Source organism: Methanosarcina siciliae T4/M (genome assembly GCF_000970085.1).
Taxonomy (GTDB): Archaea; Halobacteriota; Methanosarcinia; order Methanosarcinales; family Methanosarcinaceae; genus Methanosarcina; species Methanosarcina siciliae.
The window spans coordinates 3,366,912-3,393,047 of sequence record NZ_CP009506.1 but is presented as its reverse complement, the minus strand read 5'-3'; the positions used below and the strand labels follow the sequence as shown (position 1 = coordinate 3,393,047).

23 protein-coding genes are annotated in these 26,136 nt (G+C 43.2%); 3 read left to right on the top strand and 20 right to left on the bottom strand.

Annotation, left to right across the window (positions count from 1 at the left end; genetic code table 11):
- Window positions 1-321: 321 nt before the first annotated feature.
- Complete coding sequence (locus MSSIT_RS14120) at window positions 322-2,931, top strand: valine--tRNA ligase (protein ID WP_048173181.1); 2,610 nt, start codon at window positions 322-324, stop codon at window positions 2,929-2,931.
- 567 nt (window positions 2,932-3,498) lie between these two features.
- On the opposite strand, the gene MSSIT_RS24255 is transcribed toward MSSIT_RS14120, so the two are convergent.
- The 19 genes from MSSIT_RS24255 to MSSIT_RS14030 form a co-directional block, all read right to left on the bottom strand.
- The gene (locus tag MSSIT_RS24255) at window positions 3,499-3,660 is read right to left on the bottom strand and encodes a hypothetical protein (RefSeq protein WP_187151764.1); all 162 of its coding nucleotides are present in this window, start codon (window positions 3,658-3,660) and stop codon (window positions 3,499-3,501) included.
- An 86-nt stretch (window positions 3,661-3,746) separates the two neighbouring features.
- A complete protein-coding gene (locus MSSIT_RS14115) occupies window positions 3,747-4,739 on the bottom strand; it encodes a hypothetical protein (RefSeq protein WP_197080280.1) in 993 nt (330 codons plus the stop codon).
- A complete protein-coding gene (flaJ, locus tag MSSIT_RS14110) occupies window positions 4,736-6,358 on the bottom strand; it encodes an archaellar assembly protein FlaJ (protein ID WP_048173179.1) in 1,623 nt (540 codons plus the stop codon). Before flaJ ends, MSSIT_RS14115 begins: the two co-directional genes overlap by 4 nt.
- An 11-nt stretch (window positions 6,359-6,369) precedes the next feature.
- Window positions 6,370-8,223, bottom strand: coding sequence for a type II/IV secretion system ATPase subunit (locus MSSIT_RS14105; RefSeq protein ID WP_048173177.1), 1,854 nt, complete (start codon window positions 8,221-8,223; stop codon window positions 6,370-6,372).
- A 32-nt stretch (window positions 8,224-8,255) separates the two neighbouring features.
- Complete coding sequence (locus MSSIT_RS14100; protein WP_048173176.1) at window positions 8,256-8,972, bottom strand: ATPase domain-containing protein; 717 nt, start codon at window positions 8,970-8,972, stop codon at window positions 8,256-8,258.
- 1 nt (window position 8,973) lies between these two features.
- Window positions 8,974-9,447, bottom strand: coding sequence for a flagellar protein FlaF (locus MSSIT_RS14095; RefSeq protein ID WP_048173174.1), 474 nt, complete (start codon window positions 9,445-9,447; stop codon window positions 8,974-8,976).
- A 4-nt stretch (window positions 9,448-9,451) separates the two neighbouring features.
- Window positions 9,452-9,925: a hypothetical protein gene (locus MSSIT_RS14090; RefSeq protein ID WP_048173173.1), complete on the bottom strand. Its 474-nt coding sequence runs from the start codon at window positions 9,923-9,925 to the stop codon at window positions 9,452-9,454.
- Window positions 9,926-10,007: 82 nt separating this feature from the next.
- Window positions 10,008-10,676, bottom strand: coding sequence for a hypothetical protein (locus tag MSSIT_RS14085; protein WP_231589838.1), 669 nt, complete (start codon window positions 10,674-10,676; stop codon window positions 10,008-10,010).
- A 73-nt stretch (window positions 10,677-10,749) separates the two neighbouring features.
- On the bottom strand, window positions 10,750-11,322 hold the full coding sequence (locus MSSIT_RS14080) for an archaellin/type IV pilin N-terminal domain-containing protein (protein WP_048173170.1): 573 nt from the start codon (window positions 11,320-11,322) through the stop codon (window positions 10,750-10,752).
- An 11-nt stretch (window positions 11,323-11,333) separates the two neighbouring features.
- Window positions 11,334-11,981: an archaellin/type IV pilin N-terminal domain-containing protein gene (locus MSSIT_RS14075; RefSeq protein WP_048173168.1), complete on the bottom strand. Its 648-nt coding sequence runs from the start codon at window positions 11,979-11,981 to the stop codon at window positions 11,334-11,336.
- 497 nt (window positions 11,982-12,478) lie between these two features.
- Window positions 12,479-13,291 (bottom strand): CheR family methyltransferase, encoded by an 813-nt coding sequence (locus tag MSSIT_RS14070; RefSeq protein WP_048173166.1) that lies wholly within the window; start codon window positions 13,289-13,291, stop codon window positions 12,479-12,481.
- Window positions 13,282-13,944 (bottom strand): chemotaxis protein CheD, encoded by a 663-nt coding sequence (locus tag MSSIT_RS14065; protein ID WP_048173165.1) that lies wholly within the window; start codon window positions 13,942-13,944, stop codon window positions 13,282-13,284. The genes MSSIT_RS14070 and MSSIT_RS14065 overlap by 10 nt, the downstream gene beginning before the upstream one ends.
- Window positions 13,913-14,542 carry a chemotaxis protein CheC gene (locus tag MSSIT_RS14060; RefSeq protein ID WP_048173163.1) on the bottom strand — a complete coding sequence of 210 codons (630 nt, stop codon included), beginning with the start codon at window positions 14,540-14,542 and terminating at the stop codon, window positions 13,913-13,915. The genes MSSIT_RS14065 and MSSIT_RS14060 overlap by 32 nt, the downstream gene beginning before the upstream one ends.
- Window positions 14,535-17,183: a chemotaxis protein CheA gene (locus MSSIT_RS14055; protein ID WP_048173162.1), complete on the bottom strand. Its 2,649-nt coding sequence runs from the start codon at window positions 17,181-17,183 to the stop codon at window positions 14,535-14,537. The genes MSSIT_RS14060 and MSSIT_RS14055 overlap by 8 nt, the downstream gene beginning before the upstream one ends.
- Window positions 17,173-18,225, bottom strand: coding sequence for a protein-glutamate methylesterase/protein-glutamine glutaminase (locus tag MSSIT_RS14050; protein WP_048173160.1), 1,053 nt, complete (start codon window positions 18,223-18,225; stop codon window positions 17,173-17,175). The genes MSSIT_RS14055 and MSSIT_RS14050 overlap by 11 nt, the downstream gene beginning before the upstream one ends.
- 16 nt (window positions 18,226-18,241) lie before the next feature.
- Window positions 18,242-18,604, bottom strand: coding sequence for a response regulator (locus tag MSSIT_RS14045; RefSeq protein ID WP_048173159.1), 363 nt, complete (start codon window positions 18,602-18,604; stop codon window positions 18,242-18,244).
- 18 nt (window positions 18,605-18,622) lie between these two features.
- Window positions 18,623-19,423, bottom strand: a complete 801-nt coding sequence (locus MSSIT_RS14040; protein ID WP_048173157.1) for a CheF family chemotaxis protein — start codon at window positions 19,421-19,423, stop codon at window positions 18,623-18,625.
- The gene (locus tag MSSIT_RS14035) at window positions 19,420-19,899 is read right to left on the bottom strand and encodes a chemotaxis protein CheW (protein ID WP_048173155.1); all 480 of its coding nucleotides are present in this window, start codon (window positions 19,897-19,899) and stop codon (window positions 19,420-19,422) included. The genes MSSIT_RS14040 and MSSIT_RS14035 overlap by 4 nt, the downstream gene beginning before the upstream one ends.
- Before the next feature lie 90 nt (window positions 19,900-19,989).
- Window positions 19,990-22,008, bottom strand: a complete 2,019-nt coding sequence (locus MSSIT_RS14030) for a methyl-accepting chemotaxis protein (RefSeq protein ID WP_048173153.1) — start codon at window positions 22,006-22,008, stop codon at window positions 19,990-19,992.
- Window positions 22,009-22,763: 755 nt separating this feature from the next.
- Between MSSIT_RS14030 and MSSIT_RS14025 the strand changes: the two genes are divergently transcribed.
- Together MSSIT_RS14025 and hmgA are read left to right on the top strand one after the other, a co-directional pair.
- The gene (locus MSSIT_RS14025; RefSeq protein ID WP_048065599.1) at window positions 22,764-23,132 is read left to right on the top strand and encodes a DsrE family protein; all 369 of its coding nucleotides are present in this window, start codon (window positions 22,764-22,766) and stop codon (window positions 23,130-23,132) included.
- Between the two features lie 527 nt (window positions 23,133-23,659).
- Window positions 23,660-24,916 (top strand): hydroxymethylglutaryl-CoA reductase (NADPH), encoded by a 1,257-nt coding sequence (hmgA, locus tag MSSIT_RS14020; RefSeq protein WP_048173151.1) that lies wholly within the window; start codon window positions 23,660-23,662, stop codon window positions 24,914-24,916.
- Between the two features lie 765 nt (window positions 24,917-25,681).
- Here hmgA and MSSIT_RS14010 read toward each other — a convergent pair.
- The gene (locus MSSIT_RS14010; RefSeq protein ID WP_156158865.1) at window positions 25,682-26,101 is read right to left on the bottom strand and encodes a hypothetical protein; all 420 of its coding nucleotides are present in this window, start codon (window positions 26,099-26,101) and stop codon (window positions 25,682-25,684) included.
- Window positions 26,102-26,136 lie beyond the last annotated feature (35 nt).

Sequence of the window (26,136 nt, the reverse complement as noted above, 5' to 3'; positions counted from 1 at the left end):
AGTATTTGCTCTTATCTATTCGAAATGAAGAAGCCATGCCGGGGAATGGCAGGGAAGAAAAGCAGATAAATACAAATCCAGCGCCGAATAATGTTAAGGGATATTCCGGGGATCACCGGCTATTTGCTTTCAGGACAAAAGATTCCCCGGTGCAGATCGGATGTAAATTAGAAGTGATCGGATGTAGCTCGAATATATAATCCTGAGAGCTGTCCGACAGAAGAGATTTCCATCATCCAAAACCAGATATATTTAAATAATCGCAAGCACTCTAAAACCCAAGAAATTCTTACACTTATTTCTCAATCATGGAGTGTCCTTATGACAGAATCGGAAATTCCAAAAGAATATAATGCTAATGAGGTAGAGGAAAAGTGGATGGAGAAATGGAACCTCTCCATGTACCACTTCAACTGGGGAGAAGATACCCGCCCCCAGTACATTATTGATACCCCACCTCCCTATCCTACAGGCAATTTCCACATCGGAAACGCGCTTAACTGGTGTTACATCGACTATATAGCCAGATACAAACGCATGCGCGGATATAATGTGATGTTCCCCCAGGGCTGGGACTGCCACGGCCTGCCAACGGAAGTCAAGGTTGAAGAAATCCACGGAATTACGAAAAACCAGGTCCCCAGAGCCGAGTTCCGAAGGATGTGCAGGGAACTTACTGCAGGAAACATCGAAAAGATGCGCAAAACAATGCTGCGTCTGGGCTTTTCCGTGGACTGGAGCAACGAATTCGTTACCATGGAGCCTTCATACTTCGTAAAGACACAGAAGTCCTTTGTCAGGATGTACAACGACGGGCACATCTATCACGAAGACCACCCTGTCAACTGGTGTCCCCGCTGCGAAACTGCCATTGCTTTTGCAGAAGTCGAGTATGAGTCCAGGCAGACCAAACTTAATTTCGTCCACTTTGACAAAGTAGACATTGCAACTACCAGGCCGGAATTGATGGCGGCATGTGTTGCAGTTGCGGTTAACCCCAAAGATGAGCGCTACAGCCAGCACATCGGCAAAGAAATCACAGTGCCCATTTTCGGACAGAAAGTGACCCTGATTGCTGACGAAGCTGTTGAGCCCGAGTTCGGGACAGGCGCTGTGATGATCTGTACCTTCGGGGACAAGCAGGACGTGCGCTGGTGGGTAAAATACGGACTGCCTCTGGTAAAAGCCCTTGACAAACAGGGTCGGATGACAAAAGCTGCAGGCAAATACGAAGGAATGACCCTGGCCGAATGCAGGGAAGCTGTAATTGCCGACCTGAAAGCTGCAGGTTTCCTCTACGACCAGAAGTCCCTTGAACAGAATGTAGGGCTCTGCTGGCGCTGCGACACCCCCATAGAAATCCTGTCCGAACCCCAGTGGTTCGTAAAAATCAACCACGAAGGCATCTTGAAAGCTGCAGATGAGATTAAATGGTACCCCGAATACATGAAGGTCAGGCTCCAGAACTGGACAGGTACGATGGAATGGGACTGGTGCATCTCGAGGCAGAGGATCTTTGCAACCCCGATCCCGATCTGGTACTGCAAAAAGTGCGGGGAAGTCATGATCGCCGAAGAGAGCTGGCTCCCTATTGATCCTAACGAAAATACTCCAAAGAAAGCCTGTGCCTGCGGTTCAACCGAATTTGAACCCGAAACCGATGTGCTGGATACCTGGATGGACTCTTCGATCACCGCCCTGCACGTTTCAGGCTGGGAAAGCGAACACGAGCTCCGCCTACCTTCACAGATCCGCCCCCAGGGGCATGACATCATCAGGACCTGGGCTTTCTACACAATCCTGAGGAGCCTGGCCCTCGAAGGCAAGAGGCCCTGGGATTCCATAGTGATTAACGGGATGGTGCTCGGACCTGACGGGCATAAAATGAGCAAATCCCTCGGAAACGTAATCTCTCCCGAAGAGGTAACAACCCAGTACAGTGCCGATGCTTTCAGGCAGTGGGGTGCGGTCGGAGGTTCCACAGGCTCGGACGTAATGTTCCGCTGGAAAGACGTGGTCTCAGCTTCCCGCTTCCTGCAGAAAATGTGGAGTATTTACAGATTCTCGATGTCCCACTTAAAGGACTTTGAGCCTGCAGATGCCGAAAACTTCTCTCTAAACTCTCTCCATACAATTGACAGGTGGCTCCTGAGCAAGCTCAACAGGCTGGTTGAAACCGCCACAAAGGAACTTGACGACTACCAGTTCGATTCCACATTCAAAGCCATAAGGGGCTTTGCCTGGGAAATCCTTGCAGATAACTACCTGGAGCTTGTGAAAGGCAGGCTCTACGGAGAAGACCCCGAAGGCAGGAAAGCCGCCCAGTATGTGCTTTACACGACAACCAGGACCCTTTCCCTCCTGCTTGCCCCATTCATACCCTTCTTTGCAGAAGAAATGTATTCCAGATTTAGCGAGGAAAGTGTGCACACTCAGGCCTGGCCCGTTGTTGATGAAAGCCTCATAAGTGAGGAAGCCGAAGCCGCCGGCGAAATGATTAAAGAGATCACAGGTGAGGTCCGCAGATACAAATCCGACCTGGGGATGGCTCTCAATGCTCCACTGAAGAAAATAGAGATCTACAATGCAGAGATCGATACAGGGGATATTGCAGGAGCCACAAACTCTGAGGTCGGGCTTATGGCAGGAGCCCCCTCATTTGAGTATGTGCCTGTGGAAGTAAAACCCAACATGGGCTTCCTTGGACCGCGCTTCAGGAAAGAGGCCGGAGCCGTTGTAAAAGCTCTCCAGGCAGAAGACCCTGCTGCAATTGAAGCCCAGGCAGCTTCAGGAAAAATAACCGTTACCGTAAACGGCGAAGCAGTAGAAATCGAACCCGAGGCGGTCGAAGTCCGGAAAGAAGTAATCTCCGGAGGCCGCGAGGTAGACGTTCTTGATGTAAAAGGCGCAGTTGTCCTAATTGTCAGGTAAGCAAAAATCGGAGGTTTCCCGGGGGTTGCGATTACATCGCAACATCCCGTCGTCCGTTTCGGCAGAGAGAGCGGTCTTTCTATGAATTTTCTAGTTCCTTTTTTCGTTGTAGAAAAGAAAAATTCAGCTCTGTAAGGAGTAGAAATCAAAAAACAAAAGAGCCCGGTTTCGGATATCTGGATATATCGACTGATTAATACGGGACCACCTTTTTAATACATCTCGGAAAAACTGCGGGAGTGTTGGGTTATATCTGCTGTAATTTAAAATGCAGGTGCCGACGTTAAGAATTTTATTTGTCTGGCTGGCAGGCCGGATTTATTCCGGTGCGGCGCGGAAAGAAAAAAGCTGAAAGCTTCTTTCCTGGACTCCGGGACAGGTCAACAATTAATCAGGAACCAACAGTGGGAGATGGAACCGCTGTGGGGAGGATTCGATTAACCTGAAATTTCAGGTAAATTCCGATTGGAATTTACACTGAGGGCGGAATTTATATACGGATTCCGGATTTACAGGTCTTTCGAAACCCTCGGGACATGGGACATATTTTTAATTCGTTGATGAGTTTTACCTCTTTACCAGCATAAGGGAAAAAGAGAGGATAAGAAGCGCTGCATAGAACATTACACTTGGATCAAATCTGTTATACAAAGACAACCAGGTGTATACGAGCATTGATCCTGAAAAAACTGCTAAAACTATAAGTCCGATATATTTTGCATCCACCATTTTCCATCACTCACTTTTCATGTTATTGTACAATTTATTTTTGTTTTTTAAGTTGGGTTTCTTTTTCAGGTTTTATAACCCGTTTATCAGTTATGACCCGTAAATTGTCTGTATTTTTTCAAATCTTTGAGCACACCCTCAAGGTCGGCTTTAATCAGCTTCAAATCCAGATCTTCACCCCGCATATCATCCGTGAAATTTATTTTTTTCTCATTCGAAACTATGATATCGTTCCTGAGTGAATTTAAGAAAATGTCACTTTTGTCCTCGAACTTTATATCTGCAGTCTCGTCGTTAAAAGCAAAGGTATCTTTGTCAGATTCCTCCTCCAAGCCTTCGACTTTGATCGCAAATTCACTCCCGTCTAAATTAAAATCGTTATCGAATGATGAATCGAGCTCTGAAGACATCTCCCCGAAGAATTGCTCTGTCGTATCGGCTTCAAGACCTTTGCTTACAGGATTATTGCTCATTAAAGTGCCCGTATTGGATATTTTAGTCAGAAAGTCGTCATCCAGATCTAACTCGTCTTTTTTGGATTCGACCACTTTATCAAGCAGGTTAACTTTTTCAGCGTCACTTAACTTTGCATCTGTCTCCTCGTAACCGGATAAGGAAACAAGCTTTTCCCCATTTTTTTTGTTCCTGCGAAGCAGGGAAGAGGAAAATGAAGAAATTTTGTTGCTAAAGCTTGCAAAAAGCTTCTGAAGAGCGCCTTTTGCTTTCAGGAATACTGTTCCCACTTTTTCCAGGGAATTTTTGCCGGAGGTTTTTTTGACTGAACCGGAGTTTTTCCGGTTCGAACCTGACATTTTCCGGCTTGAGCCGGAGCTCTTTGGGATTAAACTTCTGAGTTTTTTGCCATATTCCGGAAAATGTTTCAGGCCTCCGGAGCTGAAAATTTTTATTTTCTGGCTCAGGTTCGTAAGAAGTTTAGACTCATCGGGATTTACTGAGGCTCCACCTTTATTTTTATATCTATCGTATAGAGTTGTGGTTCCCATTACGGCCAGAGCTACAAAAATACCTATGAAGATAGTGAAATTCGTTTCATATATGGTTACTAAGTCCAGATTCATACACCTCCCGCAAGACTATCAAGTACTCCATCAAAGGAGAAGGCCATTTTCACCAGTGGAGGAACTATAATCATCAGTATCCCTGACAGGGTGAACATAAACATGCCATAATAGATTGCCAGATACATCGGTCCCCCTTTCACCGCAACAATTGCGAATATGTTTGCAAGGGTCAGGATAATGGTCACTATCACAACGAACTGGCCCAGCAATTCGATGGGAACCCCCCCGAATATCCCCAGATTCATGCCCCCCATACCGCCGGGTATACCTTCAAGTTCGGACCCGCTTATATCAAACTGGGTAAAAAGGGACGATATGATAGTGGAAAAGATCGTCAGGATCTGGCCTATGAATAGAAGAAGGGCAACCATTGCCACATGCAGGGGGATTACCAGACTGGAAAATCCTTTGGCTATGCGCTCCCTTTTCATTCTCAAAAGAACCAGTTCAAGGTTGGACGAGCTCACAAGCTCGCCTACTACTTCTGCATTGCCCCCCAAATTTACGGCATCTACAAACACACTTGTCAATTTGTAGATCAAGTAACTGCCCGTCTCTCCTACAAACCTTCCCCAGCACAGCGCAGGGTCCAGCCCGGATGCCAGTTTCTTGTAAAGCTCCTGGCTCATATCCTTAAGCTCCCCGAGGTTTTTGGGATCGATCTTTAGAAGGGCTTTTGGTACCGTTAGCCCGGATCCGCTTACAATGGACCCGAGGCTCCGGATAAAGGTTGTAAAGCATTCATCCCTTTTGTTAATTTTACTGATATCTTTATTTGCCGCCATTCCGACAGGCATCAGGATGACCCCTGCCAGAACCATTCCGACTCCTTTAATGTCAATGAAAAAATCGGTTGAACCGATAAAAGCCGGTATAACAGTGAGTAATATAACAGCCAGGACAGCCAGGGTAATGGAAAGAGGAGCCCACTTATAGATGTAGACCTGCTCCTGCGATTTTATACTTAAGCTGTGGACTTTGGAATCTTTCGGAGAGGCTTTAAAAAGTAATCCTACCCCAAAAAACGCCATGAAAAATATGATGAACATTGTGGAATAAAGGGTATCTGCCGGGTCCCCAATATTATACAAAATGACTGAAAGTAAGATAATGATAGCTACGAGGGATGTGGAGACAAGCAGAGCTGTGTAAGCGTTTGACCATTCTTTGGTGGTTTCGAGGTCTCTTTCGAACTCGTCTTTTCTTTTTGTCTTAAATAATTTCCATTCTTTCGTAAGGAAATCGCTATCAGGTTCTCCTGCCGCTATGGCGTTTGATAACCTGTTAAGAAGTTCCCGCATTCTCTCATGCGTTACTTTTGTGGATATGAGCTCGCATGCATTGGAGTAATCATAGTGCCAGTGCTGGGCCAGCTCTTTAATCAGATTGAAATATTTACTCGGGCAGTATTCCTTCTTGTCCGAGATGCTCGTGAATATTTTGTCCCTTGTCAGATTGGCAGTTGAGATTGACGCCATATAAGTAAGGGAAAAGAGCATATCGTTACTCATATAGAGTTCTTTCTGGTAATGTTTGAATCTAAGAGCAAGCTGGTCTAAAAGGGGCTGTGATCCGGGCTTTTTGTTGAAAAGGTTTTTTATCGCAGAGCTTTCCATCCAAAACACCTTCAGAACTGAATCCTCAGCATCCCGGCTTTTGTAATCTTTGCGACCGTGTTAAAAAAGTCCCAGTAATTTACAATTCCTTCATTGTCCAATCTCTCCAGAATTCTTGCTCTTTTTTCAATTTCATCGTAAATTACCTTCTTTTTCTTGCCAGGAATCCCGAGCCTTGTGGCAATTTTATTCTCAAGGATGTACGAACTTCCCATAGCACTGAAAACATGCGTATCAGTAACAGGGTCCCAGGAAAAGGCTTCGATAAAGGAAATTCCGCCTTTATCCGGATTGTATCCGAGAACCTCGTTTATACTGAGGACTCTTCTCACAAGCTTGCCATCCGGTCTCCGTACTGCAGATTGGATGATGACAAAGTTGAGGTTGTCCACATACGTTTTAGGAATGTTTATAGGGTCGGCAGTAAGCCTCTGGATCAGTTTCTCAACGGTTGCAGCGTGGAACGTTGACATGACGGGGTGTCCGGTCTGCATGGCCTGGAATGCGACATTACCCTCAACTCCTCGGATTTCTCCTACAAGAATGTAGTTTGGCCTCTGCCTCAATGCCGCTTTGAGAAGGTCGAACATCGTAACATCCGATCCGCTGCCTTCTCCTATCCCCCCGCCCCTCGTACTGCCTCTTGTTGTCTCCCGGGTCCAGTTTTTGTGCGGGATCTGCAGTTCAGGCGTGTCTTCGATTGAAACCAGTTTTGACTCGGGATTTACAAACGCTGTAATCCCGTTCAACGTGGTAGTCTTACCACTTGCGGTTTCTCCGCATATGAAACCGCTCATTCCTTCTCCGATCAGGATCCACAGGTAAGCTGCCATCCTGTAATCCAGGGTTCCGCCTTTTACGACCTGAAGAATACTGAAAGGAATGTCAGCAAACTTTCTTATGGTAAAATTACTCCCGTTTTTACTGATATCGTCCCCGAAAACAATATTAATTCTTGACCCGTCCGGGAGTGTGGAGTCCACGATGGGGTTTTTGAAAGTGATGGGCTTTCCGATCCTTTCTGCGAGCCTGACGATATACTGATTGAGAGCGTCATTATCGTTGAATTCTATGACACTCCTGAGCCCCTTGAACACCTTATGTTCAATAAATATGGGCCCGAGACCATTGCAGGTAATATCTTCAATTTTATTGTCATTTATGTAAGGGTCAAGGAAACCCACACCGATTTTATCCCTTATAATTGAGTATTTCAACGCTTCGTACTGTTCCTTTGTTACATAAATGTGATTTTTCTCGGGATCCTCCTTTGATGGAAAAAACTTTGCCCCCAATTTTTTGATCCCTGAATCAGCACCTGCAGAGGAACTGTCAACCTGCTTTTTATTGCCTATTACACAAATGGCATCGAGGGCTTCTCTCAGTATCCTTTCTTTTTCTTCTATATTTTCAGGGTCGAACTCAATTCCTGTAAGGTAATCTACAAGCCTGGATTCCAGTTCTTTAATGAGACTCCCGACTCCTGTAAGCAGTATGGGCTCGATCGGGATATAGAAGTTCCTCACGTCGTTTTTGTTCGGGTAAATGTGCACATATATCTGGTCATTGACCTTGTATATGAGGTTGGGGTCCTCTATTTCACCGTGTTTGGATTCAAGCCCGGAGACATATCTGGGTATGCCCATCGTATCTATGGGCAGAATATGCAGGTACTCCAGAAGATGCAGGTTTTTTTCAACTTCCGCTTTCATTTCCGGAGGGAGGAGTTTGTAAAGGTTGCACGTTTTCAGGTTTGAGTGGTCATGCCCTTCATACTTTTTTGGTTTAAACGGGAAGTTGGTATATATTCCTGCATTAAATGCATGCCCGTGTTCAGTACTCAGCTTTTCCTCAATGCTATCCATGTATACCCCATGCGTGCTGGTCAGAATTTTCCTTATACTTTGGCCTGTGAAATTGGAATTATCTTTAAACCGAACCCTGGCTGGACTTCAAAACTCACTATATTACCCGTACTTTTCCTGGCGCCTCTTATTTTTGAAACTTCCATGACGCTAATATAGCGGTCAGTGAGCTGTTCTTTTCTTAAAAAAAGGTGACAATCGCATGCAGACCGTATTCTGACAAGTGTGTCTTCCTTGAAAGCATGCTGGTGCAGAGTTATGAAGATCGTGTATCCCCTGTCGCACAAATTTTTCAGACTTGTGAGGAATTCAAGGATATTATCCTCAGCGGAATAAGTAGTAAACATCGTGAGAGAATCAATAATGATAACTTTTTCCCGGATATTTTTTATGTGAGATGTAACGAGGTGCAGAGTACCTTTCATCTGTTCGGACGTCCATTCCACACCTTCGAGATGGACAGGAAAAATCCTGAAATAGCCCCAGCTGTAAAAGTCCGAGATATCTAGGCTCAGGCTGTCCATCTGAGCCAGCATACTTTTAATAGTATTCTCGGTTGAATAGTAGGCAATCCTGTGAAGCTGGTTCAGACCTCCATACACCATTTGCTGGCAGAGTACACTCTTTCCGGTATCGTTTTCTCCTTCAACTAGCACAAGGGAGCCGAGAGGGATCCCCTCACCCAGTTTTTTATCAATTTCGTCATTGCCGCTCGAAATAATATTTTTTTTATCTTCATTTTCTTCCATTTTATACACCTGCCTCGTGCTCTGCGGAAGAGACGATACCGTTTTCAGTGATAATTTTTACAATGAAACTGTCATTGGAGTCAAGGTCAATCAATAATTCAATGTTAATGCTTTCATGCGGGTCCAGAATCTCCGGATTAAGGATATCGATATCAGGTGTTACACTGTATTGAGATTCGTTTAAATAGGACACCTGGCCGTCTTTGACCAGGAGGATGTCCCAGAGGTCGAAGTTGCTTAATTTGGTCTCACCGGTATTCGCAACAGTGAAACTGGTATGATTTGTTGAGACGTTGAAGACTATATTCCGGATCTCAATACGGGTCTGGAGCCTGTCCATCATTGTTTGATGGGCTGAAACGTAGCCGTGATAAGAAGACTCAACAAGAGTATTGGTCCCCATTGTCAGAGTACCTGCAACAACCAGAACCGTTCCGATTACAAAGAACGCTACGATTATTGTATCAAAGCCCATGATATCACGTTGAAAAGGTATCTGATGTTGATACCCCGTTGTACAGGAAAAATGTAAGTTTGTAAATGTCACTTGGAAGGGCATCAAGCGCTATTGTTACTTTGATAGTTTCTCCGCGATTCCAGGTATCTCCGTCTCCGTTTTCAAGAGTGTAAGCCCAGGACGGAGCTGAAGCAGCTTCAAGTCCGGGGTTCCAGTAACCTGAGGAAGACACGATAAAGACGTCACAGTACTGCAGCTTTGAAAGAGGTATATCTGAAGACCCTACGTTTTTTATCCAGACACAAACGTCGTTCCCATCGGGATAAATGAAGATGATATCGATATCGGTTTTAAACTGGTCTTCCATACTGCGGGCAACGGAGCTATAAGATTCGGACAGACCATATACGGAAGGAAGGACGGCATTTACAAAAGCCACTGCAGCTATAACACTCACAATTACGAGTATTGCTGAAGTTATCACTTCCTTTGACATTTTTTTTTCACCATATCGTTTTCGTTGAGAAAGTAATGCATTATTAAAGAATCAGGCGACAGACTTTCTGTCCCCGACCACCTTATTTGCTATCGAGGAGATGCCCCAGTACCTTGGAGTCAAGAGACAGGTCTTCCGGGTAAAGAATATGATAAAGCCTGTACAGGTCTATCACTGCATCATCAAGGTTGTTGTTTTTGTCCAGGATCTCAATGATTTTAGCAATAATTTCTTTAGTCTCCTCTGGAATATACCCCAGAAGGCAGAAGACATCAATTAATTCCGTTATAGCATCATGGTCATATTTCTCGACCATGTCCTTGCTCCAGACAATAGTCCTGTAGAAGGAAATCGGATCGATAATTTTGGAATCACCTTTTTTAGACTGTTTTTTAGCAGCCTTTCTCAGATCCTCAAAGAGATTTTTTGGAACCTGTTCCATTTCCAGGTCAACTTCATCGTCCTCATCTTCTTCAATTCCTTCGTTTTTTTGAAGCTGGGGATGATCTTCTATTGATTTGGGATTTACTATGGCACCGGAAATATTAGCAATACCCTGAATATTCTGGAAAGGATTTTCAAGCACCCCCATCGTTTCCCTTATGTCCATGAGAAGAGTCTTTATGGAGCCTTTGATCTCGGTTACCTCTTCTTCAAGGCTTGCAACCCTGGACTCTATAGTGTCGCTTTCAGCTGAAGCTACAATACTATCAATCATGGACTGGTCAAAGGATTCCCCACTATTCATCATATCACCCAACTGTAGCGTTAAAAAATAAAATAATGGCACTCAAGGGAGTGTCATTATTGCTTGAATTTTAGTTTTAGACGAGAGTCATTATTTCACTGATTGATCCGGGTGCAGTCCTGTGAATGGTGTAAGATGCCCCCTGAGGTGGTTTGATTTCAAGCTGGAACTCGTTGTAAGGTCCTATCCCGTAACTACTCGTATTAATGCCTAAATCAAATTTCTCAGCGCTGTCTATAAGATTATCTACGTTAGCGTTATACTTGGCGGATATGTTGAATCCATTTCCAAGTGTCAATTCAGTTGGTGCTGTATCCGGATCTGAATAAACTATAAGAGTTTTATCCATATCAACCGATGAACCGCCTGAAGTCAGCTGCAAGCATAGTGTAACACTATCAATAGAATAATTTGCAGGGCTGGCTGCAGTAGTGTTACCTCTGGCAATTACATCTCCACTTAATTCGACACTGCTACTTGCCTGCTGTACACCCGTGTGTACGACTTCCTGACTTTTCTGGGTAGTATAAAAGCCCGCCCCGAGCATAACGTAGCTGAAAACCGCAGCTACGACTACAAAAGCTACGAGAACAATTGCTGCTTCAAGTCCAGTGAATCCTTTTTCATCTTTCGAAAATGTGTTCCACATTACAGATCACCTCAGTAAACCGGATAATAGTTGTCCGTGACAAGTGCAGCAGGCAATGTCCTGGAAATTGTAAGAACTGCACCCTCTGGGGGTTTTACCTCAATCTTGAATTTTTCATTCACAGTAGGTAAAGTACCAGTCCCAAGAAATGTATCTAAATCAATTACGACTTTATACTTTTCACCTTTTTCAAGCAAGTTGTCATCGTTGGTGACAATTGTACCGTTATACACCCATCCGTATGTGTTACCCCAGGCACCATCATCAGGAATGGCAGCCGGCCCTTTGGTAACAGGAGTTGCAGTTTTGTCAACAGCATATTCCTGTGTTACGAAATCATCGTCATCCGTGTAGGAAATAATTGTCTTATCCAGATCTACGGCTGTTCCCCCTGCAGTATTCGTCATATAAAATGTAATCTGACTTGCATTGCCTCCATCATCATCTCCTCTAACAATCACATCACCGGAAGGTGCAATGCTACTGCTTGCCTGGGTCACACCCGTGTGCACTACTTCCTGACTTTTCTGGGTTGTATAGAACCCCGCTCCCAACATGACGTAGCTAAAAACCGCTGCTACGACGACAAAAGCTATCAGCACAATTGCAGCTTCAAGCCCTGTAAACCCTTTTTCATTTTTGATTAATCGATTCCACATAATGAATCACCTCAATATTGTGTGATTATTATAACAGCAAATATAATATCAAGAATTATTATAAATCTTTCGGCAGTTATAAGGATTACTTTAAATAAAAAATCAAATAGTATACCGGAGAGTTGAAAGGGCTTCCTTGAAGAAATGGAGGATCTAAGGAGATTTGTACAGAGGGAAAATTGAAGATGTTTTAGCTCTAATGATACCTTTTTTAAGAGAAGATTGCCGACTGGAATGGAGAAAAATAGTTATCGTTAATTAGATTTGGAATGAACGAAGATCAAAAACAATTTAATATTATATTTAGAAAGTAAAAAATTAAAAAAATAAAAGAGTTTACGGCAGAATAATCAACTGATATATAAACTTCTTCTAATTCGATCATTCAGAGATGGGTCTAATTCAGATACGGATATCACAAAAAATATATTAATTCATCTGATATTAGTGCCGCAACAGCGTCCTGAATATAAGAAACAAGCCTGACCAACATCCAATTATACTTTTTTAAAAATCTTTTCTTTTACGCTTACAGGAGTAAACAGTTCCCTTATTTCAGCGGGTAAAGTTTCGGACTTTCCGATAACAAGATAGCCTCCTTCAGAAAGAGAATTATAGAAATCAGTTAACATTTTTACTTTCTGATTCTCATTAAAATAGATCATTACATTTCTGCAGAACACGGTATCAAAATGCTTTGAGATCGGAGCTTCGCTGGTCAGGTCATGTTTCTGGAAGCGGATAGAAAGTTTCGGAATGTTTCTTACTTTGAAGTCCTCTCCGAAAGGCTCAAAGTACTTACGTACAATGGAAAGTTCCAGGTTTTTCAATTGCTCTTTACGGTATATCCCCTGGGAAGCGTCCTTCAGGCATTTTTCGTTGATGTCGGTTGCATAGATGGAGACGCTCCAGTCTTCCGGCAAAACTTCTCTGGAACAGATGCCGATTGAATACGGTTCTTCCCCATAGGAACAGGCTGCGCTCCAGAACCTGACTATGTTGCTTCTGGACTTATTTTTCCGCTCCATTATTTCGGGAAGGATTTCTTTCCGGAAAAACAGGAAAGGGGTTTTATCCCGCATAAACTCGGTAACGTTTACTGTAAGGGCATTTATAACTTCCTTTATTTCGTTTTGATTTCTTTCCAGAAGCCCCTTGTACGTTGCATAGTTATCCGCACCTACGGCTTTCATCCTCAGGTCGATCCTCCTTCTGAGATAACTATCTCTGTACCCGGTAAGAACGATTCCCGAGGACTTCGAAATTTTTCGTACAAGGAAATTAAAGTCTTCATCCAAATTTACAACCACAGTACTTCCCCTTTGGTATATTTGACAATCATGCTCCCGTCCACAGGATTGAAGAAAACGTTCCTTCCGACTTCCCCACCCACATCCTTTGCCAGAATCGGGATATTTCTTTTAACCAGAGCTTCCTCAACGGATATGGCGTTTCGGTCCCCGATTTTGAGGATATCCAGGCTCATGTGCTTAAATACCTGGGCTCCCCCTGCAAACTTTGCAGTAATCCGGTTTTTTCTTGCTCCCATCCTGATCATATCTTCAAACATATTTTCTATGGCTGTCTCGGCATACTTTGCTTCCCCGGTATTCGATGCCCCCGGAAGCAGCACGTGGGCTATTCCGCAGATGCCTGTTGAGAAGTCAGAAAGAATAACTCCAATACAGGAACCAAGGCCCATAACTTTTAAGAGGACATTTTTCCCGATTTTGTATTCTCCGATTCCGGCAGAGAGTTCCCCGGCAAGGTTTTTAACGGTCAAATTTGATTTATTCCCTGCCAGATGACTTTTTGCGGCATCAACCATGTCACACCCCCGGCAGGAATCCCTAAATAGACAGGTTTTTGAAAGCGAACAAAAAGACTTAACCAGCACAGCTCCGCTGGTTAAGAAAATAGCTTTCCCACTCTCATTCGAGATGAATAAGATATCCTCGTTCATAGTTTCCCATAATCTTCATCATGTCGTCAAGCAGGCAGGCTTCCGGAAGCAGGGCTAAATAAACCTCTATATTCGAATAAGAGCTAAGAGAAGTCTCAAACAGGATAACATGGTTACTATTCTTAGCCATCTGCGAAACTACGGAATCAATCACTGCCGTAGGGACATCTTCCGCGAAATTTGGGGGGGACGGGAGTAAGGTTATGTCCATAAAGTCAGCGGATGCATCACAAAAAGAAGAGGACAGGATGTTTCCGACCTCCATAATTGTGGAAGCATACATTTCCTCATCCAGATCTTCCATACAGAATAAATCGCCTGCAATTTTTCTTGCTGACTTTTCAGGAAACATAATGTACAGATACCCGGATTTTTTTTCTTCAAGGTCCTGCAGGGCTATAATCACGCCTGCAACAATCTCACCAATGAATTCACTGGAGATATTTTTTATTTCTCCCACCCTGACCTCCGGAACTGAGAGGTAGACATCTTTATCCAGTAGTTTAGAGAGAGATGTGGCAGCATGTCCTGCCCCTATATTTCCGAGTTCCTTCAAAACATCCAGTTCCACTTCACTGAGATTACCTATATCAGTCATCGATATCACCCTTTATAAGCATTGAAACATCTATAATCGGAATTACACGCCCATCCCCCAGTATTGTGGCTCCGATAAATCCTTTTGAATTTGAGAAAATGTTTCCTAGCGGTTTAATAACAATTTCCTGCTGGTCTATAATCGAATCAACTATGAGGCCAACTTCTTCATTTTCTTTTTCAACAATTATGGCGATTTCTTTATCCGCTTTTTTGCATTCAACATGGAAAATTTCTTTTAGTTCTGCAGTTGGTATCAGCTTATCCCTTATGTAAAGCACAGGGGTTTCTTTAATGAGCTTATAATCACTGCTGTCAACACTCAGAGCTTTCACAACGTTGGAAATCGGGATAGCATATGTCTCAGGCCCGACCTCCACCAGGAGGGATTTGATTATAGCAACAGTAGGAGGCAGATCGATTCTGATTCGGGTAAACTCTCCTTTCTTTGAATAAACCCTGACCTTCCCGCCCAGTTTCTCAACAGCAGTTTTCACCGCATCCATACCCACACCCCTGCCTGAGATCTCTGTTGGGGATTCCTTTGTCGAAAATCCCGGGGCGAAAATTATCATCCGAATTTCTTCTTCACTGAAATTTTCCACATCAAATGCCGAGAATAAGCCTTTCTCAACGGCTTTCTTTTTCAGTAACTCAACATCTATACCTTTGCCGTCGTCTTCGATCTCAATTATTACGTTGTTTTTCTCTCTTCTGGCGGAGAGTTTTATGTGTCCCACTTCATTCTTCCCGGCTTTTTCCCGCTCTTCGGGATATTCTATACCGTGATCAACGGCATTTCTGACAAGGTGGACCAGAGGATCGCTAATTTCGTCCAGGATCGTCCTGTCCAGTTCCGTGTCCTGACCTTCAATTTCAAACTCGATATTTTTGTCGAATTTTCTGCTCAGGTCCCTGACCATGCGCGGAAACTTACTGAACACCCTCTCAATTTTTACCATCCTTATCCGCATCACTTCGTCCTGCAGGCTTGAGATGGACTTATCCAGCGTCCCGGTCGCTTCCTCCAGTTCCGGGAGGTTATACTCCTGGGAGATCTGGAGCAGACGCCCCTTGTTTATAACAAGCTCCCCGACAAGGTTCATTATATTATCGAGATTGGAGGTCCTTACCCGGATAGTTTCCTGCCTCTGTGTTTCCAGCGGCACTTTTGCGGATGCTGCCGATTCGGATAAGTGATAGCTTGATCCGGCTTCCGGCTCCTCGCTTTCCCAAGCCTCCTGCGGCTTTGGCCCAGGGAAATGGGTGGCTTCGGATTTCTCTACGGGGGGCCGGACTTTATCAAGCAGCAACTCCGGATCGGAAATTTCCGTATCAGAAAGACTCGCGTCAGAAATAATCTCATCAGGAATAATCTTATCAGGAACCGGTCCATCAAAAGCCATATCAAGAACAGGCTCATCAAGAACAGGCTCATCAAAAACAGGCTCATCAAAAACAGGCTCATCAAAAACAGGCTCGGAAATCCCGGCTTCTTCCGGCTTCGACTCCTGACCAGGAACTGCAGGACTCACTTCCGGATCGGTCCCCGGAACCCGGACTTCCCGAGACTTCGGAACCTCAGGGGAAGATTCATTGCATTTTTTATTTGGAAGTATCCCCGCGGATTCGGTAATTTTAAAACAATTTATTGACCTGCTTATTCTGTCCGGAATGCAGCGCAGTCTTAATGCCAGACTGTAGATACAGGAGTGAAGCGAATTTGATTTTTCTGCAGTTGAGACTGCCGGCTCTTCAATCACAGGGAATGAAGTTAAAGGGGTATCGGAGAGCTTTTCTTCCGCTACAGGACTGTTAAATGCAGGACTGGTAGCTTTAAATTCTTCATCACAGACAGTACCAGGCAGTTTAATTTCGGAAATATCGAAACTTTCTATCTCCGAAATTCTGTCCATCGCCCCTTCGACTTTGTCGCGGTCTCCTGAGAGGAACACTTTCAGGTGACCGTCAAAAGTATTATCCAGTTCATTTTCATAGGGGTCCGTGCGAGTTATATTGCAAAAATCCCTGAGGGATTCTATAACCAGTGCTGCCCTCAAATCCTTCATAACACAGTCTTTAGCAAGGGTCAGATCCAGAACGAGATTGCAGGCATCCTGATTGCAGTCGATTCCATTTTCCCCGTTATCAGTGTATTCGGATGGTGCTATAATTTCCTCTGTTTGCGGCACTAATGCAGTCATCGTATCCGCGTTCTTCTTTTCAATGGAGAACGGACAAAGTGACCCCTGCTCATCATCCTTCATTTTTTCGTAATTTTCGAAAACTTTCAGGAGATCGTCTATTTTGACAGAATCATTATCTGCACTTTCTATTTGTTTGACGATCTCTGTAATTCGGTCAACTGTCGAAAGCAGGATGTCAACCAGTTCCCCGTCTATCTCTATGTCTCCGTTTTTTATGCCACAAAGGACTTCTTCCATACTATGGCAAAGATGTTCAAGGGAGACATACCCGAGAAACCCGGCCATTCCTTTTATGGTGTGGGTTATCCTGAAGATTTCATCAATTGCGCCAATTTCTCCATTTTCCAGATCCACAAAGGATTGATTGAATACATCGAGACATTCGTATACTTCCTGAAGGAAATCGCTTTTATAAGCTGCCATGTCACTTTCCATTGCACTTCGCCTCCAGTTTCGTCACAATTTCTTCAGGGATTTTAAAAATGGGTTTAACGAAATCAATTGCTCCGGCCTCTATTGCAGCCTTTGGCATCCCGAAAATAACACAGGTATCTTCGCTGCAAGCAATAGTGAAACCGCCTGCATCCCGTATCTTTTTAAACCCTGAAGCCCCGTCAAACCCCATACCCGTAAGAATAGAGGCAACTATGTTCTTTCCATATACTGCAAGCATACTTTCGGCAGTTACATCAACCGCAGGCATTACGGCATGGACAGGCTGACTTTTTATGAGTTTGATCCTGGTGACATCCAGAGCCTTTCTAACAGTCATGTGACAGCCCCCCGGTGCTACATAAACAACACCTGCCGCTACTTTTTCATTATTTCGGGCTTCCTTTACTTCCAGCTCCGACATAAAATTCAACCTTTCTGCCAGCTGCCTGCAAAAACCGCCTTCAGGCATATGCTGGACAACAAAAACCGGAGCAGGCAAATCACCAGGGAGCCTTGGAATCACCTGTTCAAGAGAGGAGGGACCGCCTGTAGAGGACCCTATGAGAACTCCAAAGTCGCCGGCACATTTCCATTTCCCCCTAACGACCTCCCCTTTGAATACTCTCATATTAATTAATCTCAATATGTTTGGGTTTGAACTGTGAATATTTCTTATTTTATTAATAAGCTCTTTTTCGGCCTTATTCACATCATGGTGAGAATCGGATTTTGCAGTAAAATCTATTGCTCCGAGATGCAAAGCCTCCAGCGCCTCTTTTGAACCCTCTGTTGTCAGGGTACTGAACATGATGATGGGAACAGGATTCGTATTCATAATGGTTTTAACAGCCGTCAGCCCATCCATGACCGGCATGTTAACGTCCATTATAACTATGTCAGGGTGTAATGTTTTTGCCTTTTCTACAGCTTCTTTTCCATTACGCGCATCTCCGACTATCTTTATGTCCTGGCTGCTTGCAAGCATGCTTCTTATTGCCATCCGCATGAAGGCAGAGTCGTCAACAATAAGAGTGCGAATCATGCTCTATCTCCAAGATTTATGCACCGATTACTTTCTTTATCTCTTCAATGACTTTAGGAGCCTGGAAGGGTTTTATAATGTAGCCTCTTGCTCCAAGTTTTATCGCCGTTTTTACTATACTCTCCTGCCCGATGGCAGTGCACATCACAACTTTAGCTTCTTTATCAAGGGCTTTTATTTGCTTTAGGGCATCAATTCCTGTCATTTCAGGCATGACGACGTCCATTGTCACGACATCCGGTTTGAGCTCCCTGTACATTTCCACGGCTTGTTTCCCGTTTTCGGCTTCTCCTGCAATATCAAATCCGGCACCAAAAAGAATATTTTTAAGAAGTTTCCTCATAAAAGCTGTATCATCAACAATCAGGACTTTTGCCATAAGTATCCCCCGGAAAAATTATCTCTTGGATATTTTATCAACCATACTTACCCCATGAGGGGTCAATTCGATTTCTTTTCTAATTTTTACAACCTTAGCCAGGCCGGAATCGACAAGGCGGTCATAATAAGTATTCAGCTCATCAGTTGACATCCCTACGATGTTTTCAATCGATGCGAAGTCCAATCCGGAATATATCAGAGTGAGAATCTGCATTTCATCATCAGACAGGGTAATTGGAGGTATATGTTTTTCAAAAAGTCTCTGCAGATAGCCTTCAAGCATTTCCAGCGTACTTTCCGGGCAGAGAACAAGGCTTGTTACTACATTACTTTTTTCAACATGAGACAGGACAAGAATTTTTCTCTGTTTCCCACCTACGTTTCTGAGATCGGTTTTAACGGACCCGAGATTTTCAATAGGAATTCTCTTCTGGTTCCTGACGGACAAAAACCAGAATCCTTCATCGGTTACGCTGAAATACCCTTTTTCCCACCTGGCACTCGAGGAAACTACACCACCTACAGTAGCAGACTCCAAAAAAAACACTGCAAATTTATCTGCTTTGAGGTGGAATGCAATGAATTTGAAAACCTGTTGATGAAGATTGAGAGGAAGTCTAAGGATGACTTTATTCTCTTTCTTAATCCGGATGCAACTAACGCCCTCCACTTCAACTTCTTCAAGGTCTTCTATCTCCTTGAGGGGGATGTTCCTTTTGCCTATAACAAGGTTGTTGTCGGTAACTACCAGCTCTACATCCGCCCATCCACCATCATAAGTTTTAATAGGAACCCGAAGGTGGACTTTTTCGGTCATCCCTTGATCTCCTTCAGCTCGTCTTCACTGAACAGCTCTTTAAGGTCCATCAGGGTGAGAAGCCCATCCTCAAGTTTTCCCACGCCTTTCAAAAACCTGGAATCGTCTCTCAAAGCTAAAAACCTGGGAATTTCTTCGATATTCTGGGAAGAGAGATATTTGACTTCACTGACACTGTCAACCATCATCCCAATGGTTGCATTATTGTATTCGACAACAATAATCCGGGTATTTTCATCATTTTTTTTGGATTCCTTGCCCAGTCTTTTCCTGAGATTGATAATGGCTGCAATTTGCCCTCTGAGGTTCAGGACTCCTTCTACAAAGCCAGGCACGTTTGGAATTCTGGTGATTTGAGTCGGCAGGATAATTTCCTTTACCTGGGAAATTTCAACTCCATATCTTTCTTCACCAAGATTGAAAACAATCACCTGAATCGTATTGTTCACATTTACAATCTGACTATGGTAGCTCATTTTTCATCACCTGAAAGGGTTAAGGAATTGCAGAGTACGGACTGCTGCACCCCATTATCCCCCTAATTCAAACAGCGTCGGACTCGGCATTCAGTATATTTTCGTACTCTTTTTCCTGTCGAAATGCTGTGGTTTTCCAAAAGAAGGTTGATTGCTTGTCTGCTCCCCCGACACTTTGAAGTTTTCCAGAAGAGTGTCGACGGTTTTCTGGGCAAGCTCGCTGACGCTCTGTACCGAAGTGCTTACCTGCTGCATGGCAGCTGTCTGTTCCTCAATAGCTGCAGAAGTTTCTTCGCTGCTCGCTGCATTTTCCTCAGCGGTAGATGCAGCTTCACTGATGCTCTTCTCAATGTTATCGATCTTATTCAGGCCTTCGTCCGAAAGCTTGTCCAGTTCGACAAGCATGGAGTTTATGGTGGCAACTGCAGCGGCAATCTCATGACTCTTGTTCAGAGCCTGTTTGATGTTCTTGCTCCCGGTTTTAGCCTGGACATCAGCGGCATTGATGGCTTCCGTTACTTTCTTGGTCTCTTTCTGGACGTTTGTGACAATCCCGTTTATCTCATCAGTGCTCTTCCTTGAGTCTGCAGCAAGTTTTCGGACCTCATCGGCCACAACGGCAAAGCCTCTGCCGTATTCCCCGGCTCTTGCGGCTTCAATGGCGGCATTCAGAGCAAGGAGGTTGGTCTGGTCTGCAATAGATTTGATTTTCCCGGTAACGGCTCCGATGTTGTTAACGGCGTCATCCAGAGAGTGAACAATGTTTCCAAGTTTGAAGATTTCCGCAACAAACTGTTCCACTCCTTCAAGAGCCATGTTATTGAGCTCCTGGGCTTCTTCACTGGTCTTCCCTGCCTGGGAAGCATAGCTTGAAGACCCGGTGGAGGATTCACTGAGCTTTCTGAAAATATCCTGAGAAGCTTTTACATCAGTTGCTGCTGTTCCGGCATGCCTGGAGAGGTTCTCCGAACCGGTTGCGATCTGCTCTGCGGCCGTTGAAATCTGCTGCATGCCCGTATTCATCTGGCTGACAGCTTCTTCGGACTGCCGGGCTTCTTCAAGGGTTGTGAGCATATCTTTAAGAATAATTTCAATAACTGATTTCAGATTGGCTACAAGCTTATTGAACTCATCAAAGGTTTTGCCGAAATCGTCGTCCTTGAACTTTTCGAGATGGACTTCGAGGTCCCCCTTACTGATTCTTCGGATCCCCTCACCAAGGTCCTTCAGACAGCTGTTAGTATAGTGCAAAAGTTCCGCAATTTCCTGTTCTTTCTCTTTCATCTCGGTCATATCGGTCATAACCATGAGACAGCCGATAATGGAATCAGCCTCATCTTTTACAGGCACTGCAGAAGTTATTACATATATCGTCCTGTCTGCGCCCCTGAATTTGACGGAACCTTCAATGTTATAGACCCCTGTCCCAGTATCCAGCACTGCTTCAGCAATTGATTTGGATTTCCCGTTACCATGGACAAGAGTGCTGCTTTCCACGATGTCAGAAGGAGTGAGTCCTATCATCTCTTCTGCACTTTTATGATTGCAAATTTCTACAAAGTAGTCGTTGATAAATCTGATTTTTCGAGACGAATCGATTAAATATGCCAGAGAAGGCTTGGGAATACTGTTAACAATCATCTTTTGAGATTCATCCCGTTGCTTAATCTGATGAGTTACATCCAGAAATACTCCGTCAATATAAGCCAGGTTTCCGGCCTGATCGTTCACAAGATGAGCCAGCTCCTGAATGAACACTGTACTGCCATCTGTTTTTTTGATGCGGTATTCTACCTGGTAGGCAGTCCGATTTTTCATAGCCTTCTGCACTGTTTTCTCGATCAGTGGAGCATCTTCAGGATAAACAATATCAGACCAGGATATTTTTTGTGAAATGAAATCCGTCCTGGGATGTCCTGTCAACATTTCTACATTTTTACCAATGTACTTGACCGCCCAGGATGAATCAACAGATGTCCTGAAAATAGTAACGGGGAGGTTATCTATTAGTGAGCTTACCTCTTTTGCTTTAGAATCTTCATCTTCAACTAAATTTTTAGATAAGTTCCTTTGCCCTGTATTTTCCAAATCAGTTACAATTGAAGACATTTTTAATCAACCCTCGAACCATTTATATATTAACTATGATTATAATTAGAAGAAGTATATAAGTCTATAGGTGAAAAAAACCGACTTTCTTCCAGCCAAAATCCCGTATACTGTATGAGTAATTATTCATAGAAAAAGGCAAAAAAGTGAGTTATAAGTATAATTATAAGTTATATAATAACACACACGAAATTTAAAAATATATATGTGTATATATAAAACAAGATTCAAGAAGGGATAAAGCGGAACTAAAAAAGTACCTCGCAGAAATTTCCGGAAACAAAAAAGAGTGCTTATCAGATAGCCATAAATCGGTGCTTATCAGATAGCCATAATTTCTGTTTTACGCATACTTATGATACATTCTGTTGTTTTTACTTTTCTATTCAAGAACTGATTCCTCCGGTATGAAACATCAACCATACAAAAACAGATAAATAGTCTTTATAAACCCTGATAATCATCCAAATAGAACTTTAAAAATTTGAATGCTATAATCGTCTTCAGGCCTTATAAATTTTTTGAGTGTGCCTGCTTCAGACCTCTTGAGATTCAAAATGCAACTGCATATTTTCAAACTGCAATAGAATTAGCTAAATTATGTACAAGCGTATGGATTTTACAAATTTCTGAGGGAGTTGGCAAATTTATATAAATGCAGGGAAAAAGTGAATATAACCGCAGATTCAATGTGAAACTTTATATACATCCAGGTAATCTGTTTCAGAAAAGTATTGTTCAGACCTGGGGTTCTTATGACAAAAGTCGAAAAGGTATTACTGCTACTCAAAAACATGGTGTATGAAAGCACCAGCCCGCAGGAAACTCTCAAGTTCGCGAAGTATTATAGAAGTAAAGGGCTCGACGTTCTGGTAATTCTGTGGGGACCTATGGGAGTGTTGCTTGCAAAGAAAGATAAAACGAGAGGGTCACCCAAGTACGATGCCTCAGTTCAGGAATGCATAGAGATGGGAGTAGAGTTCCGATGCTGTCAGCTTGCCTCAGATATGATCGGCCTTAAGAAGGAAGAATTAATCCCTGGAATTGAGTTCATTTGCTCAAAAGATGTAGCTGAACTTTTTCTGACGTACAGAGAGGAAAACCAGTTGATTATAAACTTTTGAATCTGAGAATGGAGCCAAAAATCAACTTTAAGGATGAGTCAAAATTCCTTAAAATACCATAAAATTCATTTAAAATTTATTCACATTTCATCAAAATTTTTTTAAACAATCATTTAAAATAGATTTTGATTATTATCTTTCAAAGATCTTCCTTTAAAACCACGTTTTTAAAAACATTTTTGAATTATTCTTAAAGCTGTATTTTATTATAAGGGTACTCTTGCTAACGAGTATTTTATTATAAGAGTATTTCTGCTAACGATTAAGAAACTAGTTTTGAAAACTACTGCTTCAAAACAGGCAACAATTTTTATGTTTTCCGGGGTATCTTGATGGACTATGTGAAGTAGTCTGAAAACTGTTTTTGAGGAATGAGTTATATGCTAAAATGGAGATATTTAGGATAAAAATGGATCCTAATACAAAGACACCATATTCAAACGTGTAAAATATTCGAATTAGCTTTCTTACTGTAATATGGGACATTAATTTTAAGAAAGAGAATAAAAAGATCAACCGGTGATTTCATGTTTTTAAATGATTATGAACTTAGTGAGGAAGAAAAGCTTCTTTTACAGAAAGTTCTTGATGGAGATATAGCCTTTCGTAAGATCGAAGAGTTTGCAGACCCGCTAACAGCCGTAAAAATTCGGAGACTTGCTATTCAGGAGTATGCAAAACTCGAATTTGAACACATCCAGAACTTCTCTTTAGATGTAGAAATTGTGACAAAGAAAAACATTGAAAACATGATAGGAGCAGTCCAGATCCCTCTGGGGGTTGCCGGCCTTCTGAAAGTAAACGGGGAATATGCAGACGCGGAATACTATATCCCTCTGGCAACAACGGAAGGAGCCCTTGTTGCCAGTGTAAACCGCGGCTGTTCGGTCATCACAAAGTCAGGCGGGGCAAATGTCAGAGTTTTTGAAGATGAAATGACCAGAGCCCCGGTTTTCAAGCTTGAGAGCCTTGACAGAGCCAGGAAATTTTACGAATGGGTAAAAAGTCCTGAGGTTTTCGAGCAGATGAAAGAGGTTGCTGAAAAAACTACCCGGTTTGGAAAGCTGCTCTCGGTAAAGCCTTTCGTGACCGGGACGTATGTTTATCTCCGGTTTTCCTATGACACAAAAGATGCTATGGGCATGAATATGGTGACCATAGCCACCGATACGGTGATGCACCTCATAGAAGACGAATTTGGCGCACAGCCCGTGACCCTTTCAGGCAATATGTGCACCGATAAAAAACCTGCGTCCATAAGTACTATTCTCGGGAGAGGAAAGACCGTAGTTGCCGAAGTAACTATCCCCGAAGAGATAGTCAAGGAGACTCTCAAGTGTACCCCTGAGTCAATGTTTGAAGTGAATTACAGTAAAAACCTGCTTGGTTCGGCAAGAGCTGGATCCATGGGATTTAATGCCCACGCTGCAAACATCATCGCCGCGGTCTACCTTGCCTGCGGGCAGGACGCTGCCCATGTCGTTGAAGGCAGCACCGCAATTACGAGTATGGAACTTACAAAATACGGGGAGATACACTGTTCAGTCACCCTGCCAGCCCTTCCTGTCGGTACGGTAGGCGGAGGCACTGGCCTTGGAACCCAGAGGGATTGCCTCAACATCCTTGGGGTGGCAGGAGCAGGAGATACTCCCGGGATAAACTCACGAAAGTTTGCAGAAATCGTAGCTTCCACGGTGCTTGCAGGAGAGATTTCCCTTATAGGCGCTCAGGCAGCCGGACACCTGGCACGCGCACATGCACAACTCGGACGCGGAAAGTTCTGAAGCTCCCGATGAAAGCAAAAGGAAAAAACTCAACCCGATCCATTCAGGAAAATAAAAACACACCCTGAACCGGAACTGCAACCAGAAATCCCTTTCCTCAAAAAACAGCATGGAGGGGATCACATTTTTCTTTTTTTCTTTGCTTTTTTCTTACTTCGTTTTTTACTGATTCCGATTTTCAATAATCATTTAACAATTAAACTGCAATCGGCACTTCTACTGTCTTCCGATTAAAGAGTTATTCATAAAATATTATACATCAGGTTATTATTAAATTTTTAGCAAAAGTAGAAATGCTTATCACGAAGGGGATTTCTAAAATAAGAATGGAGGCAGGTATGACCGATCCTGTGGACATTCTGGCCTGTGCGGTCACTTCAATAATTTGTTTTTTCATATTATACGCTTTACTCCAGACGGAGATATTGATACTGGGTATTGCTTTAGTAGGCTGTATTCTCGTTGGGAAGATCTTTTATTTGTTTTGAAACTTGAAGATTTTTGATTCAAGACGGTATGTTCTTTTCAGCCAATCCCAGCCTCATTTTCCAAAAAATACGATAAGAACCTGTTCATCATCTTTCATTCATGAAACTGACTCTTAAAGGGCATTTTTGAGTTCAGGTTCAGCCTGTTTCGGCTCCAAATCAACTTTTTGTTATCCTTCCCCCACTTTTTAGCCAGGCTCAGCCCTTTAGCTCTCCTTAATCCTTTCTAATTCGAATCACTCTCTAATTCGGATCACTCCTTGGTTCTGCTCCACTCTTATTCTCGCTTATTCTCAGATTCCTCATCCACGTTTTCCTCAACCACGTTTTCCTCAACCACGTTTTCCTCAACCATGTTTTCCCTATCCCATTCTGATTTCTCCCCACTTTCACCAAGATAGTCACTTAGTGCGAGGAGAATAATTCCGATGAGAACCATGAATGAGGCAATAATTTTATTGACTGTAATCAGTAGAGCTCCAAGAAGTATGAGGGAAAAGCCAAGCAAAACACCCCGGCCTTTAGCAAAGAAGTCTTTTACCGCATCATTTGACAACACTTTAGCTCCTTCTCCTGTGCCAATATTCTTCAAAAACACTTTGTTCTTAGAGACTTCATTCCAGATAAGCAGAAAATTTTCAGAAAATCGAGCTCTAGAGACAGCGGACAGAGGACCAGATTCTCTCATTCTGTTCATTTACTCATATGTGAACTTATTTTATTAGTACTTTA

Coding starts and splice junctions, on each gene's coding strand:
- MSSIT_RS14120 (WP_048173181.1), top strand. CDS start 322: ATGACAGAATCGGAAATTCCAAAAGAATATAATGCTAATGAGGTAGAG.
- MSSIT_RS24255 (WP_187151764.1), bottom strand. CDS start 3,660: ATGGTGGATGCAAAATATATCGGACTTATAGTTTTAGCAGTTTTTTCA.
- MSSIT_RS14115 (WP_197080280.1), bottom strand. CDS start 4,739: ATGAATCTGGACTTAGTAACCATATATGAAACGAATTTCACTATCTTC.
- flaJ (WP_048173179.1), bottom strand. CDS start 6,358: ATGGAAAGCTCTGCGATAAAAAACCTTTTCAACAAAAAGCCCGGATCA.
- MSSIT_RS14105 (WP_048173177.1), bottom strand. CDS start 8,223: ATGGATAGCATTGAGGAAAAGCTGAGTACTGAACACGGGCATGCATTT.
- MSSIT_RS14100 (WP_048173176.1), bottom strand. CDS start 8,972: ATGGAAGAAAATGAAGATAAAAAAAATATTATTTCGAGCGGCAATGAC.
- MSSIT_RS14095 (WP_048173174.1), bottom strand. CDS start 9,447: ATGGGCTTTGATACAATAATCGTAGCGTTCTTTGTAATCGGAACGGTT.
- MSSIT_RS14090 (WP_048173173.1), bottom strand. CDS start 9,925: ATGTCAAAGGAAGTGATAACTTCAGCAATACTCGTAATTGTGAGTGTT.
- MSSIT_RS14085 (WP_231589838.1), bottom strand. CDS start 10,676: ATGATGAATAGTGGGGAATCCTTTGACCAGTCCATGATTGATAGTATT.
- MSSIT_RS14080 (WP_048173170.1), bottom strand. CDS start 11,322: ATGTGGAACACATTTTCGAAAGATGAAAAAGGATTCACTGGACTTGAA.
- MSSIT_RS14075 (WP_048173168.1), bottom strand. CDS start 11,981: ATGTGGAATCGATTAATCAAAAATGAAAAAGGGTTTACAGGGCTTGAA.
- MSSIT_RS14065 (WP_048173165.1), bottom strand. CDS start 13,944: ATGAACGAGGATATCTTATTCATCTCGAATGAGAGTGGGAAAGCTATT.
- MSSIT_RS14060 (WP_048173163.1), bottom strand. CDS start 14,542: ATGACTGATATAGGTAATCTCAGTGAAGTGGAACTGGATGTTTTGAAG.
- MSSIT_RS14055 (WP_048173162.1), bottom strand. CDS start 17,183: ATGGAAAGTGACATGGCAGCTTATAAAAGCGATTTCCTTCAGGAAGTA.
- MSSIT_RS14050 (WP_048173160.1), bottom strand. CDS start 18,225: ATGATTCGCACTCTTATTGTTGACGACTCTGCCTTCATGCGGATGGCA.
- MSSIT_RS14045 (WP_048173159.1), bottom strand. CDS start 18,604: ATGGCAAAAGTCCTGATTGTTGATGATACAGCTTTTATGAGGAAACTT.
- MSSIT_RS14040 (WP_048173157.1), bottom strand. CDS start 19,423: ATGACCGAAAAAGTCCACCTTCGGGTTCCTATTAAAACTTATGATGGT.
- MSSIT_RS14035 (WP_048173155.1), bottom strand. CDS start 19,899: ATGAGCTACCATAGTCAGATTGTAAATGTGAACAATACGATTCAGGTG.
- MSSIT_RS14030 (WP_048173153.1), bottom strand. CDS start 22,008: ATGTCTTCAATTGTAACTGATTTGGAAAATACAGGGCAAAGGAACTTA.
- MSSIT_RS14025 (WP_048065599.1), top strand. CDS start 22,764: ATGACAAAAGTCGAAAAGGTATTACTGCTACTCAAAAACATGGTGTAT.
- hmgA (WP_048173151.1), top strand. CDS start 23,660: ATGTTTTTAAATGATTATGAACTTAGTGAGGAAGAAAAGCTTCTTTTA.
- MSSIT_RS14010 (WP_156158865.1), bottom strand. CDS start 26,101: ATGAACAGAATGAGAGAATCTGGTCCTCTGTCCGCTGTCTCTAGAGCT.